Origin of the sequence: Bellilinea sp., from assembly GCF_034432615.1 — a bacterium.
GTDB lineage: Bacteria > Chloroflexota > Anaerolineae > Anaerolineales > Anaerolineaceae > Bellilinea.
Map to the genome: position 1 here is coordinate 1 of NZ_DAOUBL010000082.1, position 14,634 is coordinate 14,634.

The following is a 14,634-nucleotide window of genomic DNA, read 5'->3' on the forward strand; positions in this document are numbered from 1 at the left end:
ACAATGGCGGAAAGCCCTGCAAACCATGAGATGGTCGCATCCCCGAAGATGCCGGCTTCGGGATCGAAGAACATCATGTTGGGAACATTGCGGTTAAGGAAGAAGACCAGCGTCGCCAGCAGTGCCAGAATGAAACTGACCACCAAGACAGTATTGACACCCTTCTGGCGGTCTTTGAACAGCAACGCCATGCCCGCCACCATGCCGATCAAGCCATTGCCCACCGACCACTGCGGCGAAAGGCCGAAACCCGTCAGGGCGTCCCCGAACATGTTGCCCACCGCGCCGGTGAAAAAGCCCACCGATGGCCCAAAGGCAAAGCCAAAAAACATGGGAATGGCCACCGCCGGGCGCAGCGCCACCTGACTGACCGAAGGCACGGCGAAAACGGTACCGTTGAACAGAAACGAGAGCACGGCATACAAGGCAGCACCGATTGCCATATAGACCACCTCACGGGTGCCCACTTCCCAAATCTGGCTCTGGCGGGTCAACAGGTAAACGATAAAGACGATTAACAAACCGATACCCACAAAAGCGAAGCGAAGCACACCGGTTTCATCCAGCTGCAGGTCGGGGTTGATCATGCCGCCGATCCACACAATCAGCAGGAAAAAGACCAGAACAGCCACCAGCGAAACAATGACAGAAGTCAACTTGCGGTCCATCTTAATCTCTCCTTAGGCGAAAAGGTTTAAGCGTTCATTCGCCCGACGCCAGATAATGCGTCAGGGCTTCGGCACGGAAAAATTGTTGGGTTCTTGGATAGTATTTGAGATTGGTCTCCAGCAGGGAAGTTGGAAGCAGACGGCATTGCCGCAGCCGTTCAAGGTCACTGAGCACTTCAGCCGGTGCGCCGTCGGCAACGACCTGCCCATCGTTCACCAGCAGCACGCGGTTGGCATAAATCACCGCCATATCCAGATCGTGGGTGATGAACAGGATCGCCTCAAAACCGGGCATTTCCAGAATAGAATTCATGAAGTTCATGTAATTTTTGTAATCCTGCCCGGCGGTCGGTTCATCCATCACCAGAATTCGGGAGCGCATGGCGAGAATGGCCGCTATGCTGACCCGTTTTTGCTGGCCAAACGACATCGAAAGCGGCGGCGTTTTTTCATACCCCTGCAGGTTGACAATCTCGATTGCCTGACTCACCTCCTTTCGAATCTGCTCTTCAGGGTGCTTCAGATTGGTCGGTCCGAAAGCCAGTTCGTCATAAACAGTTGGGGCAAACAACATGTGGCTCGGACTCTGAAACACATAACCCAACGTTGAGGCAATTTCAGCCACACTCAACTGGTGGGTATCCTTACCATTGATTAACACTTTCCCGCGTTTGGGTTTGAGCAGCCCGATTGCATGTTTCACCAGCGTTGTTTTACCGGCACCATTCGGCCCCAGCACCGCAATGACATCTCCACGCCGAATTTGGAGATTGATTCCGTGCAACACCTCAGGTCCGCTTTCATACCCAAACGCCACATCCTTGAATTCAACCAGCGGACCACCCCCACTGTTGACTCCCGGCAGGATATTCAAGGGCGGCGGAGGTGGATCTTTGACCGCCAGTTCCATGATCATCGGTGCGGGCAGTTTTACTTCCCGGTAATCCACCCGTTCAACCAGATGCTGCGGGTCACCGTCGTACTGAATCTCGCCGTCTTTCATGAACAGCACCCGCTCCGGTTGAATGCGCAGCACATCTTCTACCCGGTGTTCCACCATCAGCACGGTCATACCCTCATCAGCAAGGCTGCGGATGACCTCCAACGCATCCTGCGCGCTGGCCGGATCCAGGCTGGCCAACGGCTCGTCCAATAGAAGAATCGAAGGTTTCATCGCCAGCACCCCTGCCAGCGCAACCTTCTGCTTTTCACCACCGGAGAGGTAATGGGTCTGCCGGTCACGCAGGTGAGCAATCTTCAAACGTTCCAGTGCTTCGTCCACTCGCCGACGGATTTCATCGCGGCTTAAGCCAAGGTTTTCCAACCCGAAGGCAACTTCGTTCATTACCATTGACCCGAGGATCTGGCGTTCGGGGTCTTGCAGAACGGTGCCCACCAGTTGGGAAATACGCGCCAATGGCAAACCGGCAATATCCTGCCCTTGAAGGTAAATTTTGCCGCTTAATTCGCCTTTGTAACTGCGTGGAATCAATCCATTGATGCAGCGTGCCAGCGTCGTTTTACCACAGCCGCTTGCCCCGGCAATCAACACCACTTGCGGTTGATCCACCGTCAGGTTGATGTTGCGAATCGCAAAATCCGAACGGCTGCGGTAACGAAACGATAAATTTTCAATGATAACCGGCGACGGCACCATCATAATCCCTCAACAATGTAAAATGCTGTAATGGCCGAAATGGATGTTTGTTTCAGAGTGCCCCTACTATAGCATGAGCGCGGATGTTCGTCAATTCCTCTGCCTGATCGTCGTGAAGCAGATAAGACAGAGGAATTATGGAAAATTAATAGAAATTCATCAACCATCTGCAAAAAATTTTAACAATTGAGGGATTGAAATTGTCGAAATAACATGATAATATGTAGATGTCAAACGTTCGGGTGCCCCCCTCACCCGGGCGTTTGACTTTTAATTCGCCTCAACCCGCTTTGAACGAAACCCAATTGAAAAGTCTGCGTATATAAATTGCACAATATCCTGACAGGAAAGCAGGCAGTCATTATTATGGAAAACCCTTCCGTAAACCTCGAAAAATCCCCCGCAAATAGCCCCCGCCGACATGGCGGATGGTTTGGAGTTATTCTGATTCTGGCAGGTCTTATCATCTTTGCCCAGCAGGCCGGCTGGCTTGGTCCGCGTGTCAACTGGTGGGCATTGTTCATCCTCATCCCTGCCTTCGGGTCATTAAGCGGCGCTTACTATGCCTTTCAATACAGCCAACGCTTCAACACCGCCGTGCGCAGCAGCCTGGGAAGCGCTGTGGTTTTATTCACCCTGACTTTTATGTTCCTGTTGGGATTGGACTGGTCCGTATACTGGCCCTTGATGGTCATTGCACCCGGTGTCAGTGTACTGCTGAATGGTTTTGGCGGTAGGGAAGGTCTCAACATGGCTTTTTGGATTGGTTTGGGTGCGGTCTATCTGGGATTTGGTTTTTTGGGAATTAACACCGGCTGGGTGGATTTACGAAACCGCTTCGAGCCGTATAACTGGTGGGCGCTGGCTATTTTGATCCCCGCGTTTGGCGCTCTGATAATGGCATCCATCAGTATGGTTCAAAAACAACGGCCGGGCAAGATCATTGGCCTGGTTATCTTTGCAATTTTGATGGCAGGAACCGGATTAATTGCCTTCTTCTCTGCCAACTGGTCTTTATTCGCTCCGGTACTGCTAATTGCAGCGGGTCTGGGCATTCTGCTGGGCATTTTCGGGGAAAAATCTCAAGCATAACAGCCAGCAAGCCTGTCGCTTCCCGCAGTCACCCCCGGTCGGTCAGGACTGCGGGAAGCATTTTTTACCTCATCCAAACCATACAGAGCGGATCAATTCCCAATTTATGAAAAAATCCACCACGGCAATGGTAATTAAAATAACTCCACCAATCCGATTGACCCATTTTCCATGGCGCGCAAATTGAAGAGTAATCCAGCGTTGTTGTGACCCAGCCAGAAAAGAAAGCAGCAAGAGCGGAATTCCAAACCCCAGACCAAAGCCCATGAAGGTGCCCAGCCGGCTGAGCAGTTCGCCAGCCGTCAGTGAGAGTGCAAACACACTGACCACCAGCGGGCCCGCGCAAGGTAAAGCAATTGGACCGTATAGCAGCCCATATACAAAGGCATTGAAATATGGATTTTGCAGCAGCGGGACTCGAATTACAGGCAGGGATCGGAACGGATTGATATTGAAAAGCAACAAAACACCTAGCAGAAAGATCAAAATATCCGCCAGCGGTACGACAATGGACAACGCGCTTCCAATAGGGACCGCAAGTAAAGCAATGACCAGCCCGATTGCCAGCATCATGGTCAACACACCCGCCAGCACCAAAAAGCCCAATAAATAGCGGCCTTTACTTTTCTGCAAACGCTCATTTCCATTGCTCAAATAAGCCAGATACCCCGGATAAAGCGGAAAGACACACGGGCTGGTGGTTGCCAGCAAGCCAATGGTTATTGTGGTAAAAATGTTCTCCACCGTATCTTACCTCTCAACCATCAGTCTCTAAAAATGGTTGCAGAAATTCATTCAACCGCTCTGCCGATTTGATGCCCATTGGGAGAAGGTGAACCTGCCCCTGCCGGTCGATTATTAATATTGGCGTCGCAGGTGGAGAGAGAAATTGGGCACCATACAAATCACTCAACGAGCGTGAAACTTCTGCTGGCGAAATAGCATACACCCAATCGAATTGATGACGGGTGACATAGTTTTTCAAGGTTTCGGCATCTTCATTCGGGTCAATATCCAGGCCGATGCTCACAAAATCATCCCGTTCCCCCAGCAGCTGATGCAGAGCCTTGACCTCTTGTTGTTGACGCAAACAATTCGAACACCATTGCGCCATGGTTTCAACCAGCATAACCTTTCCCAGCAGGGATTGGAAGGTGAAAGTTTCATCGTTTGCTACATTGGTCAGTTCTACTTTGAACCAAGCCGGCAGGTCTTGGGGTGTAATGGTTTGTTCGACTTCCCTGTCATTATCGTTCTCTTGCTCTTGAGGTTGCAAAGTTGCTATCTCTTCAACCAATGGCGTTATCTGTTCACCGTTCAATTCAGCGGTTGGCTGCACCAGCGGTATCGGTCTGTTTTCCTCGGAATTATCTGAAACAGCCGGTTTCGCCGTACATGCACCCGAAATAAGGGCTATGACCAAAAATAGCTTGAACAGAATGATTTGCTTTCTCATATAGTAAACCTTTCCGGAATGATATGGGTCTACGGATATAGAGTTCCTAAATTGGGAAATCTTACCTCTGCTACTGGATGAATGTCCAAGAAAACGATGGATTGCCCAACCCTTGATAAGGATTTGAAAAATCTCCTCAACTCTGGTAAGGTTAATTGGGTAAAACCAGTCTAATTTAGTAAGCGTAACCCAACAGGATTAACTTTTCATGAAAAAGACAGATATTCCTCGAATACCCTCTTCGGAAATCACCCCCGAGCATGTTTACCTGAACCGGCGGCAGTTCCTCAAACTGGCTGCCATCGGCGCAGCCGGCACTTTGCTGGCAGCTTGTGGAGTCAAAACACAACCCGAAGCTTCTTCTTCCTCGGACACAATCATCATCGGTGAGCGCCCGCGCGATGAACTGGGCGACCCGGCCAATTCCTTTGAAGAAATTACCAACTACAACAATTACTACGAATTCACCATGGACAAGGGCGGTGTAGCCTCGCTGGCAAAAAACTTTCCCACCAGCCCGTGGCAGGTGGAGGTTGGCGGATTGGTTCACAAACCGCGGATTTTCGACATCGAAGACCTGCGCAGTTTTCCGCAGGAAGAACGCGTTTACCGGTTGCGCTGCGTGGAAGGCTGGTCCATGGTCATCCCATGGCTTGGCTTTCCGCTTTCCCTGCTGCTGAAAGAAGTCGAGCCCATGACCAGCGCAGCCTATGTTCAATTCACCACCATTCTGGATGAAAAAAACATGCCCGGCGCAAGAAGCCCCTTTTACCCCTGGCCCTATACAGAAGGCTTGCGCTTGGACGAAGCCTATCACGACCTGACCCTGCTGGTAACCGGTCTGTATGGCAAAGAATTGCTCCCTCAAAACGGAGCGCCGCTGCGTCTGGCTGTGCCGTGGAAATACGGTTTCAAAAGCAGCAAAGCCATCGTCAAAATTGAACTGACTGAGACCATACCGCCCACCTTTTGGAACCTGGTTGCCCCCAACGAATATGGTTTTTATGCCAACGTGAACCCGGAAGTACCCCATCCGCGCTGGTCTCAGGCAACCGAACGGCGCATCGGTGAAAACCGCCGCCGCGAGACCCTGTTGTTCAACGGATACGCCGAACAGGTTGGGCAGCTATACACCAACATGGACCTGCGGGTTAATTACTGAAAAGCCGATGAAAAACTGGTCGCGCCTGCAATTGCTGACTCACATCCTGTGCTGGCTGCCGCTCTTTGTACTGGCAGCTGCATATTTTACCAATAACCTGACCATCAACCCGATTCAGGCCGCCACCCAGCGCTCCGGTGATATTGCCATCATCATCCTGCTGGCCTCGCTGGCGATGACGCCACTGCATATCCTTTTCAACCTGCCGCAGCTGCTTAAACTGCGCCGTCCGCTGGGGTTGTACGCCTTCTTCTATGCAACCCTGCACATGCTCACCTATACCGGTTGGGATTATCAATTCGATTTCAACCTGATTTTTGCTTCAATCGCCGACAAGCCTTATATTCTCATTGGCCTGGCTGCACTCTGCCTGTTGACTCCGCTTGCGCTAACTTCCCACCGTTGGTGGCAAAAAAGACTGGGCAAGCTGTGGAAGCGACTGCACCAGCTGGTTTACTTGACCGCCGTACTGGCCGTCATCCATCTGGCAATGGCTGTCAAAGGTGATTTTCTGCGTTTGCAAGGGGATATTTGGAAACCGCTAGCAGCCACACTGGTCTTAAGTTTACTGCTCGTGGTGCGCATACCACCGCTGCGCCGGGCGCTTTCTGCACGTCACCGCAAGGGGCGCGCCGTAAAGATTACTCCCGGCCCGGTCAACCGCCGCTCCGATTCTGGACTATCGGCCGTCACTCCAGAAAAGCAAACAGAAACACCAAATCATTGACATTGGTTTGGGTAGGGCCGGTGCGGATCAGGTCTCCCAAGGCATGGAAGAAGTGATAGGAATCATTCCTTTCAAGGAAGTCTTCCGGCTTCATTCCCAATGCCAGCGCTCTTTTCAATGTTTCTCCACTGACCACCGCACCCGCCGCATCCGTCGGACCGTCATCCCCATCGGTAGCCAGAGTGACCAGCAGCAGATTATGGGCAGATTCCATTCCACGAACCGCTCCAAGGGCAACCTCTTGATTGCGCCCCCCCAATCCATCTCCGTGCAATGTGACCGTGGTTTCTCCACCCGCAATCAGGCAGGCCGGCGGTTGCAACGGCTGTCGGGTGGCGTGAATTTGACGGGCAATTGCACCCAAAAACTGCCCCAGCTGGCGGGCTTCACCTTGTAAATATGTGCTCAACAATAACGCTCTCAGGCCACATTCTTCGGCTTCTTCCAGCGCAGCCTGGGCTGCATGCCGGTTGCTGGCAATAATCAGGTTGTGGACTTGCCGGAAGAGAGCATCCCCCGGCTTGGGAGTTTCGGGGATGTGGCTTTCTGCGCCGCTGCGCAGACGCTGGAGAATTGAAGACGGAGTTTGGTCAATCAGATCATAACGCTGTAAAATTGCCAGCGCATCCGCAAAGGTGGTCGGGTCTGCTACGGTTGGCCCGGAGGCAATCACATCCAGTGGATCACCCACTACATCCGAGAGGATTAATGCCAGCAAATCAGCCTTGCCGGCGGCGCGTGCCAGCCCCCCGCCTTTGACTTCATCCAGATGCTTCCGCAGGGTGTTGATTTCTTCAATCGAAGCGCCGCAAGCCAGCAGCAGGTTGGTCAGGGTCTGCAAATCGGCAAGCGAGATACCCTCAGCCGGTGCGGTCATCAGTGCTGAACCGCCGCCGGAAATCAACGCCAGTACCAGATCGTTTTCTCCTGCACGATTGAGTAAAGCCAGCATTCGCCGGGTGGCATTCACCCCACGCTCATCCGGCAGCGGGTGAGAGGCTTCAGCGACCTGAATTCGTTCGGGGATTGCGCCCCCAAGCGTATTCTCGCGTAAAAAACCTTCCTTGGTAATGATCAAACCCCCGGAAAGACGATCCCCCAAAATACGGGCTGCAGCTTTGGTCATGGGTACCGCGGCTTTACCCGCCCCCACAATGAAAACCCGCCGGTAATGGCTGAGGTCGTAGCTCCGCCCTCCGGCGAACAACAGGTCACCTTCCCGTTCCAGAAAACGAGCAACCGCTGTGGCAGGATCAACCGCCCGTAAAGCAGCAAAAAGAACCCGCTTAACAACCTCACCATGCGGGTGTTTTTCAAGGGTATGGGTATTGAAACTCTCGCGGCTGATCAACATGCTGTCGGGTGTCCCATCCCGCCTCAATTTTTCAGGGATAGTGATCTGCTTATAATTTTACCCCACATCCTGCAACCTTTACCGTAAAATTGAATCCAAACCGTAAGACCTGAATTCCATTTTTCACAGGATTAAACGATGACGCGTAAAAAATCATCTGCCCAGCAGCCGAAAACCAGCCGTTTTCCCCTTTGGGTTATCTTCCTGGCAATTCTGGCCGTGTTTGGAGCAGCGGTTGTCCTCATGAACAACCGCCCAACAGCAACCCGTGCCCTGCCGTTAGAAATTTCAGTGGCTCAAGCCGCTCAGTTGCGTGAGCAAGGCGCCTTTGTTCTGGATGTTCGCCAGCCGGAAGAGTGGAACGAACTGCATGTCCCCGGGACTACGCTGATTCCACTGGATCAATTGCCAAACCGGGTCAGCGAAGTACCCAAAGATCAAGAAATTTTGGTCATCTGCCGATCCGGCAACCGCAGTCAGGCTGGTAGGGATATTCTGCTGCAAGCCGGGTTTGAAAAAGTAACCAGCGTTAGCGGCGGCATTATTGCCTGGCGTAACGCCGGCTACCCAACGGTGAGCGGCCCTTAAGCCTGTGATCGGGATTTTTGTACAAAACTCTTAAGCCAGCCGGAAACCGCCCGATAAATCGGACAACGGTCATATGCTGCGCTGAATACGAGTACGCCCCCAATCAACAGCAGCAAGATATTCACCTGGCTGGTAATACCAATGCCCGCCACCAGTAAACCCGCCCCCAGCCGCAGCAAGCGGTCAAATGGGGTGGGTCCCCTTTTTTGAATTTCCTTACCGGCAGCAAGTTCGGCAAATAATGCCTCAATAGCGGCTGCCGGTTGAGCACCCACTTTACGGTAAATCAGTTTCCCGTTTTGATAAACCAGCAAAGTCGGGATGCTGAATATTTTTAACTCACGCAGCAAATCGGGCGACTCATCCGCATTAATTTTCAACAACTCAACCTGCTCGTGGTATTGTTCACTGGCCGATTTGAGAATCGGGTTCATGATTTTGCAAGGACCGCACCACGGTGCCCAAAACTCGACCACCAGCGGCCGCTGGGTTTTTGCAATTTTTTGTTCGAACTGTTCAGGGTTCATTGAAATTCCAGTTTATATCAGCCAACCAGCCGCTGGCGGTTTGCGCTCATTCGAACACTTTACGGATGAGCTGCCAGCAGCTGGTTTGGCAATAATGGATTACGAATTGGTGCGGAATTTGAACAAGGCGTAAGCCGGGCACCAGCCGATCAATCCGGTCAGCAGCGGCACAAAGCCGAGAAACTTGAAAATGGTACCCAACGTTCCGGTAACGACACCACCCCACCCAAGGGCCAATAACAGAACGCCCACTGCAACGCGAATGATGCGATCTACGGTTGATTCATTTACGAAAGACATGGCTTTTTCCTCCTTCAGGAATTCGGTTTTAATTTCTACCTTTTTGACGAGTTGTCTTCAAAAAGGTTACATCCTCATTCCTCTTCCGGTGGACAATCTTGCCGCTCTGATACTGCTTTGAGCAGGCGGTCAAATAAGGCTACCCGGCGCGGAGCAGGAATTGGGTCTTTGATACTTCCCTTGTACATCAAAATAGTTTTACGGGTGGTATCCAAAATCACATGACAGTTGTGACAGGTGCGCAGGTGTTCCTCGGCATCTGCTCGCAGGTCTTCATCCAGATTGTTATCAATGTAATCCGACAAATACCGAATTAATTCTTCGCAATTCATTGCACCGCTCCTTTCTCCTGAGCCGCAAAAAAAGCCGCCAGTTTTTCACGTAATTCCAGCCGGGCACGGTGCAAACGCACCTTAACCGCTGCGGTCGAAATCGAAAGAACCGCGGCAGTTTCCTCGGTAGAAAGTTCCTCCACGTCCCGCAGTAAAAATACTGCCCGCAGGGCCGGTGAGAGGGATTGAATCGCATCATCCAGCGTTTTCCGCCGTTCGTGATCCTGAATCAATTCCTCCGGCAGCCAGCGCCACTCCACAAACTCGCGCGGCAAGGGCACAGGATTATCCGCATCCTCTGCACCGTCATCCTCCGGCAGCGGCAGAGTTTGTTTTGAGCGCAGCCGGTCCAGACTCAGGTTATAGGCAATTCGATATAGCCATGTACCCGCCGAAGATCTGCCCTCGAATTGAAACCGGTTGCGAAAGACGGATAGAAAAGTATCCTGAACAACATCCTCGGCAGCATCTTCATCCCTCAGCAGCCCCAATGCCAAATGATAAAGACGATCGGCATACTGTTCAAAAAGAGCAGTCAGCGCCGCCTGAGGTTGATCCGATTTCAAACCATTGAGGATTGCCAGTTCATCCACGTAGAGGTGTCCTTTATCTTAGACGATTCGGGGCAACAAAAGGTTACCCCACCATCGGAGAGGATCGAATTCTTTTTTCTTCGATGAAAGGCAAAACCAGAATAGAAGAAATAAACAAAAAACCATACAACGCCATAATCATGGTGTAGCCAGCTGCATCGGCAATTGGACCGGCAATGTAAGCCCCAATGGCACCCGCACCCGCTCCGGCCAGGTTGGAAAGCCCCAAAAACCGCCCGGCCTGCTCGCGCGGGACAATTTCCGTCCCCAAAGCCCAATTAGCCGAATAAAACAATCCTACTCCCGCCCCCACCAGCGAACCGGCCGCATACAGTGCTGTCAGTGTCGGGAACAACAACATCACACCAATCCCACCGGCAGCAAGCAAGCCGGCAATCGCCACCAGAATTTTTTTACCAAAGCGGTCGGCCAGAAAACCGCTCGGTAAAGCCGTAATCAGGATAAACACCCCCACAAACATGGTGATGGTTGCTGCCGGTGCAGCCGCTTTTTCTCCCGCAAATTGAGGGAAACGCTCCTGTAAAAAGAAAACAAGAAAGGTAGCCACATTGGTTGAACCCACCAGAAAAGCCAGCCGGTTGACTACCCACCACTTGAACGAAGGACGGTAGCGAATATCTTTGCCTACCCCAATTCTCAAGCTGGCAATCACCCCCAAGGCCACCGCAACACCCATCGCTAAAATACCGCCGATAATCGTTACAATACTTTTGAAAATACCATCCGATAAAGGCAGACTCAAGAACCAGCGCACAACCGCACCCATGCCAAGGATGATCAGTGTAAAGACAGCCGTCATCAAAGCCAAACGGAAAAATCCCTGCCAGTCGAGCGGGAAGGGAGGCTGATCCAGACGTTTTTCCGGTACCAGCATGGCCAATACGGTACAGATTACCATAACCACCATCAGAATAATCAATGCTGTCCACAACTGTCCCTGACTGACCAGTCGTCCCATAACAAACGAAACGAAAATGACCGGAACCGGCAATTCGAGCAATGCTTTGACACCCGAAAAACGACCGCGTTTTTGTTCGGGTACCAGATCGGGTATCAGCCCTTGTGTAGCGGCATGGGCAATGTTGGAAGAAAACATGGAAAAAACATAAAGTGCAAACAAAGCCGTATACCCGGCGCTGCCTTGCGTGCCTGCCACAAAACCCAGCAGGACAAACACAACCAATTCCCCCAGCGAACCGAGCAGAATGAATGGGCGACGCCTGCCCCATGGATGCGTGCTGCGGTCTGAAAGCATCCCCATCAAGGCCTGCACCAATACAGCCGTCATCAAAGCCCATAGACGGATATTCCCCAACGCCGCCCCTTTCGCTTGTTCACCGACAAACTGCTGAACGAGCAGCGGCAGGATCAAAGGAGAGATCGTTTGGGAGCGCGTGGTCAGGGCAAACCAGTAGATGTTGATCGTGATGTAATCGTACCAGCGCAAGGGTCTGTCCATAATTCCCTCAAAGTGAGCGATCAGTTTACAGGAATTGTGCCCATTATAGCGGAGAATGAGGACGGTTGGTTTGGAAATAAACCGCCAAGTTGATTTAATGTTAAAATCAAATTCCAACTCGCAAAACTTTTTGGAACCCTTGAGGGTTAAATAAAAAAATCCACAAATTCACCCAATTCATCCAAAAGGAGCAGAAATGCCACAAAATCGCACGAGAAAAATTGTCATCACCGGTGTTTTGGGGGCAATTGCTGTTTTATTGGGTCTGACCCGCCTGGGCTTCATCCCGTGGGTCACTGGCGCTTCACTCACCATCATGCACGTTCCTGTAATCATTGGCGCAGTGCTGGAAGGTCCGATTGTCGGTCTGGGCATTGGCCTGATTTTCGGCATCTTCAGCCTGATTCAGGCAGCCGTAGCCCCCACCGGCCCGGCAGATGTCTGGTTTACCAATCCGCTTCTCTCCGTGTTGCCGCGCTTGTTCATTGGCCCGGTTGCCTGGCTGGTGTGGCAATCCCTGCGTAAATGGACGGTTCCAGCGCTGATTCTCGCCGGCATTGCCGGCAGCCTGACCAATACGATTCTGGTACTGGGCATGATCGGTGTGCTTGGCTTTTTGCCCTTTGCCGCTTTGTTACCCATTGCCATTGCCAACGGTTTACCCGAAGCGGGCGTCTCGGCATTGATCACACTGGTTGTCGTGGCAGCCTGGCAGCAATTTGCGGTGGGCAAACGCAAAGGCGCAAATTTATAATCCTACACTCCCAGAATAAGGATCACCGCCGCGCAGCCAGCCCCCAATAATAGGGCGGCTGCATCTTTCCATGCAAAGTGCATGGTGTACATGGAAGTACGCCGGCGGGTACTTCCATAGGCACGGGCATCCATCGCCAGCGCCATCGTTTCTGCCCGCCGCAAACTGGTGAGAAACAAAGGCACAATCAACGGAATGACCTGCCGAACCCGTTGAAAGACATTACCTTTGCGCACCCCCCATTCAGCACCCCGCGAAGCCTGAGCTTTGGCAATCCGTTCGGCAGCGATGGCCAGAAATGGGATGAAACGGATGGTAACCTGCAAGACCATCACCAGGTCATGGACTGGCAATCCGAAACGGGAAAATGGCGCCAGGAGAGATTCGAGCCCGTGAATCATTTCCGAAGTGGAAAGAGTGAATGAGGATAAAGAAAGCGCCAGGATCAGCACACAAAATCGCAGCAACAACATTCCGGCCGAAACCAGACCACTGGCATAAATTTTGAATATCCCGAACTCGAACAAAGGCAATGCACTGGGTGGCCGGATGGATACAAAAACCTGCAAGACGGCCAGAATGAGAAGGAAAGGCAAAGGCGGCAGTAAACCGCGTAAAGCAAAACTCAGCGGAATGCGACCAATCCTCAACAAGACCAGCACCACCAGCAGGGCAAACAAAAGACCGCCAGGTTGAGCAGTGAATGTGGCCGCCATCAGAATCAGCAGATACATCACAATTCGTGCCCGCGCATCCAGCCGGTGCAGGATGGAATTCAGCGGCAGATACTGGCCGATATTGACCATGCGTAAAAACTCAAAATTATGCATGGTGAGCCTCCAGATTGCGGCGCAAATGCCCCACCAGATCGCCAATCCGCAGGATGCAGCGGGGAATATCCCAACCCAGTTCCCGCAGGCGTACCGCCGCCCGGGTTACCAGCGGCGCTTCCAGTCCGTGTTCTTCCAGCAGACTCACGTTGGAATAAACTTCTTCTGCAGCGCCATCCAGCAGCGTCCTGCCCTTGTGAAGTACCGTCAAACTGTCGCTTAACTCCGCAATATCCTCCATGTGATGGGAGGAAAGCACCAGTGTTAATCCCTGCTGACGCAGTTTTTCCAGAGAACGCAGGGTTTCGTTGCGCGAACGCGGATCAAGCCCGGCGGTTGGTTCATCCAGCAGTAACACCTGCGGGTGCATGGCAATCAACGAAGCCAGTGCCACTTTACGCCGTTCACCTCCGCTGAGGGTAAATGTGAGCCGGTCTTTGAAGGTCTCAAAATCCAAACCAACCATTTCCATTGCCAATTGCACGGTTTGCCGCAAGGTTTCCCGTTCACCTCTCAAGCGCGGCGCGTACGCAACTTCATCCCCAACAAATTGTTCAAACAGTTGATAATCTGGATTTTGGAAGACCAAACCAGCAAACTGTCGCACAGCTTTCAGGTCGGTTTTTGGATCATTCAGATCAAACGGACCGACCGTCACCTTGCCTGTTTGGGGCAGTAACAAACCATTAAGGTGCTGCAAGAGGGTAGATTTTCCAGAACCTGTGGAGCCAATCAGCCCATGTACCTTGCCCTCAGCGGCATGCAAGTGTACATCTTCTAAAGCCGGATACGCCAGTGGAGTATCCGCCAGATAGGTATGTCCCAACCGGTCAACATGGATAAAGCCGTTTTGCGGTGCAACAGGTGGAGTTTCCTCATCCAAACCGCTCACCCTCACATTAAACGGCGGGGGCGGCAGGGCAGCAATCAGATCATTGGAACGTAACAGGTTCGGCGGCAGGGTGGGCAGCACTTCCCGCAGTTGAATCGCCAACCGTCCCGCCAGCGGCAGATCCAACCCCAGCGACCACAGGTCGGCCGGATGGCTGAAGACTTCCTGAGGTGTGCTATCCAGCGCAATTTCCCCTTTACTCAATACCACCACCCGCTGAGC

Annotated in this window: 17 protein-coding genes; 5 read left to right on the forward strand and 12 right to left on the reverse strand. The window is 52.2% G+C overall.

Annotation, left to right across the window (positions count from 1 at the left end; all coding sequences use genetic code 11):
* The coding region (locus VAE48_RS03835; RefSeq protein WP_322791996.1) for an ECF transporter S component at nt 1–668 on the reverse strand (668 nt) is incomplete at its 3' end.
* Between the two features lie 34 nt (nt 669–702).
* Complete coding sequence (locus VAE48_RS03840) at nt 703–2,328, reverse strand: ABC transporter ATP-binding protein (RefSeq protein WP_322791997.1); 1,626 nt, start codon at nt 2,326–2,328, stop codon at nt 703–705.
* Nucleotides 2,329–2,691: 363 nt separating this feature from the next.
* On the opposite strand from VAE48_RS03840, the gene VAE48_RS03845 reads away from it, so the two are divergent.
* A complete protein-coding gene (locus VAE48_RS03845) occupies nt 2,692–3,417 on the forward strand; it encodes a hypothetical protein (protein ID WP_322791998.1) in 726 nt (241 codons plus the stop codon).
* A gap of 69 nt (nt 3,418–3,486) precedes the next feature.
* On the opposite strand, the gene VAE48_RS03850 is transcribed toward VAE48_RS03845, so the two are convergent.
* The gene (locus VAE48_RS03850) at nt 3,487–4,161 is read right to left on the reverse strand and encodes a cytochrome c biogenesis CcdA family protein (RefSeq protein ID WP_322791999.1); all 675 of its coding nucleotides are present in this window, start codon (nt 4,159–4,161) and stop codon (nt 3,487–3,489) included.
* A gap of 13 nt (nt 4,162–4,174) precedes the next feature.
* Nucleotides 4,175–4,873: a TlpA disulfide reductase family protein gene (locus VAE48_RS03855; protein WP_322792000.1), complete on the reverse strand. Its 699-nt coding sequence runs from the start codon at nt 4,871–4,873 to the stop codon at nt 4,175–4,177.
* 208 nt (nt 4,874–5,081) lie between these two features.
* Here VAE48_RS03855 and msrP point away from each other — a divergent pair, with 208 nt between their 5' ends.
* The gene (gene msrP, locus VAE48_RS03860; RefSeq protein ID WP_322792001.1) at nt 5,082–6,035 is read left to right on the forward strand and encodes a protein-methionine-sulfoxide reductase catalytic subunit MsrP; all 954 of its coding nucleotides are present in this window, start codon (nt 5,082–5,084) and stop codon (nt 6,033–6,035) included.
* A gap of 7 nt (nt 6,036–6,042) precedes the next feature.
* Complete coding sequence (locus tag VAE48_RS03865) at nt 6,043–6,762, forward strand: protein-methionine-sulfoxide reductase heme-binding subunit MsrQ (RefSeq protein ID WP_322792002.1); 720 nt, start codon at nt 6,043–6,045, stop codon at nt 6,760–6,762.
* Here VAE48_RS03865 and VAE48_RS03870 read toward each other — a convergent pair.
* Complete coding sequence (locus tag VAE48_RS03870) at nt 6,725–8,116, reverse strand: glycerate kinase (protein ID WP_322792003.1); 1,392 nt, start codon at nt 8,114–8,116, stop codon at nt 6,725–6,727. The two genes, VAE48_RS03865 and VAE48_RS03870, sit on opposite strands and share 38 nt — an antisense overlap.
* Before the next feature lie 138 nt (nt 8,117–8,254).
* Here VAE48_RS03870 and VAE48_RS03875 point away from each other — a divergent pair, with 138 nt between their 5' ends.
* Complete coding sequence (locus VAE48_RS03875) at nt 8,255–8,704, forward strand: rhodanese-like domain-containing protein (protein ID WP_322792004.1); 450 nt, start codon at nt 8,255–8,257, stop codon at nt 8,702–8,704.
* Here VAE48_RS03875 and trxA read toward each other — a convergent pair.
* The 5 genes from trxA to VAE48_RS03900 all read right to left on the reverse strand — a co-directional run bounded on the left by trxA (nt 8,701) and on the right by VAE48_RS03900 (nt 11,936).
* Nucleotides 8,701–9,231: a thioredoxin gene (trxA, locus tag VAE48_RS03880; protein ID WP_322792005.1), complete on the reverse strand. Its 531-nt coding sequence runs from the start codon at nt 9,229–9,231 to the stop codon at nt 8,701–8,703. The two genes, VAE48_RS03875 and trxA, sit on opposite strands and share 4 nt — an antisense overlap.
* Nucleotides 9,232–9,330: 99 nt before the next feature.
* Nucleotides 9,331–9,531 (reverse strand): DUF2892 domain-containing protein, encoded by a 201-nt coding sequence (locus VAE48_RS03885; RefSeq protein ID WP_322792006.1) that lies wholly within the window; start codon nt 9,529–9,531, stop codon nt 9,331–9,333.
* Nucleotides 9,532–9,605: 74 nt separating this feature from the next.
* Entirely contained in the window at nt 9,606–9,863 is a 258-nt protein-coding gene (locus VAE48_RS03890) for a zf-HC2 domain-containing protein (RefSeq protein ID WP_322792007.1), read from the reverse strand.
* On the reverse strand, nt 9,860–10,456 hold the full coding sequence (locus VAE48_RS03895; protein ID WP_322792008.1) for an RNA polymerase sigma factor: 597 nt from the start codon (nt 10,454–10,456) through the stop codon (nt 9,860–9,862). The genes VAE48_RS03890 and VAE48_RS03895 overlap by 4 nt, the downstream gene beginning before the upstream one ends.
* Nucleotides 10,457–10,499: 43 nt before the next feature.
* Nucleotides 10,500–11,936 (reverse strand): MFS transporter, encoded by a 1,437-nt coding sequence (locus VAE48_RS03900; protein WP_322792009.1) that lies wholly within the window; start codon nt 11,934–11,936, stop codon nt 10,500–10,502.
* Nucleotides 11,937–12,132: 196 nt separating this feature from the next.
* On the opposite strand from VAE48_RS03900, the gene VAE48_RS03905 reads away from it, so the two are divergent.
* The gene (locus tag VAE48_RS03905; protein WP_322792010.1) at nt 12,133–12,690 is read left to right on the forward strand and encodes an ECF transporter S component; all 558 of its coding nucleotides are present in this window, start codon (nt 12,133–12,135) and stop codon (nt 12,688–12,690) included.
* Between the two features lie 2 nt (nt 12,691–12,692).
* On the opposite strand, the gene VAE48_RS03910 is transcribed toward VAE48_RS03905, so the two are convergent.
* Both VAE48_RS03910 and VAE48_RS03915 read right to left on the reverse strand, forming a co-directional pair.
* On the reverse strand, nt 12,693–13,520 hold the full coding sequence (locus VAE48_RS03910; RefSeq protein WP_322792011.1) for an energy-coupling factor transporter transmembrane component T: 828 nt from the start codon (nt 13,518–13,520) through the stop codon (nt 12,693–12,695).
* On the reverse strand, nt 13,513–14,634 hold a 1,122-nt coding region (locus tag VAE48_RS03915), incomplete at its 5' end, for an ATP-binding cassette domain-containing protein (protein WP_322792012.1). The genes VAE48_RS03910 and VAE48_RS03915, both read right to left, overlap by 8 nt.